Source organism: Treponema sp. OMZ 840, assembly GCF_050937815.1.
GTDB lineage: Bacteria > Spirochaetota > Spirochaetia > Treponematales > Treponemataceae > Treponema_C.
Genome location: NZ_JACDIJ010000026.1, coordinates 1 through 4,634, shown reverse-complemented (window position 1 = coordinate 4,634; position 4,634 = coordinate 1). Strand labels below are relative to the sequence as shown.

At 40.4% G+C, this 4,634-nt stretch carries 3 protein-coding genes; all 3 read left to right on the top strand.

Annotated features, from left to right (window positions below):
* Positions 1 to 1,037: HlyD family efflux transporter periplasmic adaptor subunit (locus H0R92_RS13915; protein ID WP_432966251.1), on the top strand; the 1,037-nt coding region annotated here is incomplete at its 5' end.
* Complete coding sequence (locus tag H0R92_RS13910) at positions 1,031 to 2,416, top strand: hypothetical protein (protein WP_432966248.1); 1,386 nt, start codon at positions 1,031 to 1,033, stop codon at positions 2,414 to 2,416. The genes H0R92_RS13915 and H0R92_RS13910, both read left to right, overlap by 7 nt.
* 15 nt (positions 2,417 to 2,431) lie before the next feature.
* Positions 2,432 to 4,627, top strand: a complete 2,196-nt coding sequence (locus H0R92_RS13905; RefSeq protein WP_432966245.1) for a peptidase domain-containing ABC transporter — start codon at positions 2,432 to 2,434, stop codon at positions 4,625 to 4,627.
* The last annotated feature ends 7 nt before the right edge of the window (positions 4,628 to 4,634 follow it).

Genomic DNA, 4,634 nt, shown 5'->3' with positions numbered 1-4,634 from the left:
TTGCGCTTATATGCTGGATTGTATTCGGTAAAATGGAAGAAACGGTGCGGGCGCGCGGGGTTGTGCGGCCCGTATCGAATATTTCACAGGTAAAAAATGCGGTTTCGGGAGAGATTACCGGCTTGTATTATCGTCCGGGAGAACGGGTCGAAAAGGGCGCGCTGTTGTTAAAAATAAATTCGCAGGTTGCGCAGGCAAAAGAGGCCGCATTAAAAACCGGGTTTGAAAAGCTTAAAATAAAAATAGACGGTTTGCGGCAAATGGAAAGCAGCTTTTATACGGGAACGGCGGATATAGACAAAAATAATACCGTTGCATTAACACGTTTTCAAGCCTATGCATATCAAAAAGAATTGTTGGAAAAACGTTTTTTGCTTGCCGAAAAAACGTGGCAGGAAGCGCTGCGTATGCCCAAAGAAGCGATAACGCCGGTAAAATTGCGCGAACTTGAATATGAAAAAAATATATATCTTCTTAATTTAGAAACACATAACTCAACGTTTATAAAAGAAATAAGCGATGAATATGTAAAGAGTGTTATTGAATTGGAAGAATTAAAAAGCCAAATCGAACAGGTACGTCAAAACATAAAAAATACTTCGGTATATGCGCCCATCGCCGGTGTTGTACAGGAAATATCGTCGCTTAACACAAACGATTATCTTTTTGCCGACCAAAAAATTTTAAACATCGTTCCGGACGATACGGATGTGTATAAGGCGGAATTAAAAATTCCGGCGAAAATGAGCGGAAAATTGGAAAAAGGTATGAAGGTCAAATTGCGTTTTCCGGCTTTTCCTTTTCATGAATTCGGCGGAGCCGAAGGCCTTATAACCGCGATTGACCCCGACGCTTCGGCAGACAGTCAGGGCATTTTATATTTTACGGTTTTAGCGGATATAGATAAATCTTTTTTAAAGGATAAAAAAGAAAAAACATATCCGGTTAAAAGCGGCTTGGAAGTGGAAAGCCGCATAATTCTTAAAGAACAAACGATTTTGTGGTATATTCTAAAAAAAATGGATATGGTGTGGTAAAAAAAACAATTACAGTTTGTTTGTTTATAACTTGTTTCTTTGTTGCATATTCCGAAGATTATTCGAATTTTATCCGTAAGGTTCTTACTTTAAGCCCTGTATATCAAAATGCGCTTTTGGAACGCAAAAACACCGAAATATCGCTTATTCCCTATAAATATCGCTGGCTGCCGCGCCCTTTTTTAGATGTCGGGTATACTGCGTTGACGGACAAAAAACCGACCGGCCGCTTACAAGCTCATATGTTAAAAACGGCATTTGTGTTGTTTCAGGATGTTCCGGGCGGTATTGCAATGCAAACTCAGGCATCTCAATTTTTTGCATATAATAACGATACTTCCGATTCCAACGCATACGAGTTTTCCGCTTCCTGTGCATTGACCGTTCCCCTATATGCGGCCGCTCCGGATCTGTTGCCGTTTGTATGGGAAGGACAAAATTCGGCTTGGAAGATACATAAAACCATAGCGGACATTCAATTGAAAATCGAAAAAAAACAATTGATTGCCGAAGCCGTTTTTACTGCGAGCCGGTATCTGTTGCTCAAAGAACGCATTGCGTTGGAAGAACGCCGTCAAGACTTACACAAAAAAGAAGCCGAAGCGGACGAGCAATTGTGGAGTTTAGGCAGGCTTTCTTCTTTTGAATTAACCGAACGCAATACCAAACGCTATGAATCGTACTTAAATATATTGCAAATGAAGCAAACCTTTGCAAATCTTATTGAAAATTTATATGTGTTCGGTTTGGAAGAAAAGGATATGCCGCAGGATATACATTCGTGGCTGTCATATTGGGAGCAATATACGGCCGAAAAATACATTGAAAACGGCCTTGTCTATACGCTTGAAACCAAACAGCTTGCACGGAATTTTTATGAACAAGCCGAAAGAAGGCTCGATATGTTACCTAAACTGCAATTTTCGGCGGAAGCGGAACCCGTTTCTTCGCAAGTTTCTTCACATACTTTTAAAGATTCCGTTTTGGGATATTGGAAAAATACCGACTATTGGAATTGGAATTTCAGTATAGGAATGCGTTTTGCTCTTTCTCCTTTAGCCTCCGAGTATCGTTTAAACGATTCGATGTTTACCGCTTACCGTATATATGATATAACGGGAAAACAATTATTCAAAAATCAGCAAATAAAAGAAAAGCAATATCAAACAAATATCGGTTTATTAAAAAAATTGTCGGAAAAAGCATTATTGGATAAAACGGATGCGGATAATAAAATCGTTACGGCAAGGGCCTTACTCGAGCAAGGACATCTTAATCAGCTGAACTTTGAATACCAGCTTTTAAATGCAGAAATTGTCGATAACACATATAAAGAAGTTCGTTTACGCTATATTGCCGCCGTACTGAACGGATATTAGGCTGAGGAGGCGTGTATGTTTTTCGGACCGGTGAATCGTTATCCTGTAGTGCTGCAGCACGATGAATTTGATTGTGCTCCGGCATGTTTGGCTTCTATATGTAAATATTACGGAAAACGAATACCTCTTACCGTAATCAGACGATTTGCCGGTACGGATAGAGACGGCACATCGGGCTTCGGAATTATTCGGGGAGCGGAAGAACTCGGCTTTTCTTGCAAAGGCGGTGTCAGTTACGATAAAACGCTTTCGGCTCATATGGTGTATCCGTTTATAGCCCATGTTAAACGCGACGATTTAGACCATTATGTTATTGTCTATAGATATAAAAACGCTAAGGTGTATATAGGGGATCCCGCTTGCGGTGTAAGAGTTTTAAAGGCGGAAGCTTTTAAAAACGAATGGACGGGGGTGTTTTTTGTTGTAATGCCTGTAGAAAAATTCAAAAAAAATAAGGATACGGATACCAAATTAACCCGTTTTATTAAAATTTTAGGCAAACACAAAAAAATACTTGTCGAAGTATTGGTTGCAAGCATTCTTTTAAGTTTGTTGGGAATAGCCACCGCATTTTACTTTAGATTTTTAATCGATGAAGTATTATATACGGGCGTAAAAATAACTTTAACGCTTTTTTCAGTCGGCTATGCTCTTGTTATACTGTTCCAAGCACTTTTAATTTTTTGCAGAAATCAACTTATGATGTATATGAGCAATAAAATCGATGCGGCTTTAATGTTTGAGTATTTTAGGCATATATTAAAATTACCTATGGATTTTTTTACGTCCAGAAAAACCGGAGAAATTTTATCGCGTATAAACGATACGGCTACCATCCGCCATGCAATATCGTCTACGTCTTTGTCGGTTGTGCTGGATTCGCTTATGCTTGTTATAGGCGGCGTTTTTTTATTTATATTCGGCGGCAGTTTGCTTATCGCCGCGATTATTCCCGTCATTTTATCGGCAATTTTGGCGTGGCTGTTTTTTAATCCGTATAAAAATATGCTTAAAATAAAAGCGGTTATCGATGCGGAAAAACAATCGGTAATGGTGGAAAATATTAACGGTATAGCGACGCTTAAAGCTTTGTCGAGCGAAAAACTTGCGTTTGAACGCACGGAAGTGAAAATCGTCGATTCGATAAAAAAAGGTATTACGCTCGGCACGATGGGAAATATCGAAAATACCTTGCATACGTTTTTATCGCAAAGCGGAACCTTAGCCGTTTATTGGATAGGCAGTTTACATATTTTAGCCGGAAGCATGAGTTTGGGCAGGCTTATTTCGTTTGTGCTGTTGTCGGGTTATTTTTTAGGGCCCTTAGGACGTCTTTTAACTTTACAGCCGTCGCTGCAAGAAGCCTTTGTTGCCGCGGTACGGCTGGCGGAAATACTTGATATACCGGAAGAAGATATTGACAGCGGCGGCTTAAAAAAAGAGAGTTTAAACGGAGATATAGAAATTAAAAACCTGACCTTTGCTTACGGAACGCGGGGAAATACTCTCGAAAACATAACGCTTTCCGTTAAGGCGGGACAAAAAGTCGCTTTTGTGGGAACATCGGGTTCGGGTAAGACAACGCTGGCAAAATTGCTTATGAAATTTTATAATTTCGGTACGGGAGAAATTTCGGTTGACGGAATAAACATAAAAGATTTTGACACTCAATCGTACCGCAAAATGATAGGTTACGTTCCTCAAGACATATTATTGTTTTCGGGTACTATTAAAGACAATATCCGCTTCGGTATGCTTCATCTTCCCGACGAAGCGGTGTATCAGGCGGCAAAGGCAGCTATGGCCGACGACTTTATATCGAAATTGCCCGACCGGTACAATACCCTTGTCGGCGAAAGAGGAACGACTCTTTCGGGCGGAGAACGGCAACGAATAGCATTGGCGCGTATATTATTAAGGCAGCCGCGTATATTGATATTGGATGAAGCGACTGCAAGTCTGGATTCGGTAACCGAACGCGCAATTATGAAAACGGTCGATTATCTTACGGAAGGAATTACACGCATTGTTATTGCACATCGGTTATCGACTATTGTAGATTGCGATAAGATATTCGTATTCGAAGCCGGAAAGCTTGTCGAATCGGGAACGCATAAAACCCTATTGAAGAAAAACGGCGCGTATAAAACGCTGTGGGAAGCCCAGCAGCATTCGTCCGAAATGCCGGTAAAAAAACAGAATCGCCCTTGACAAAGGT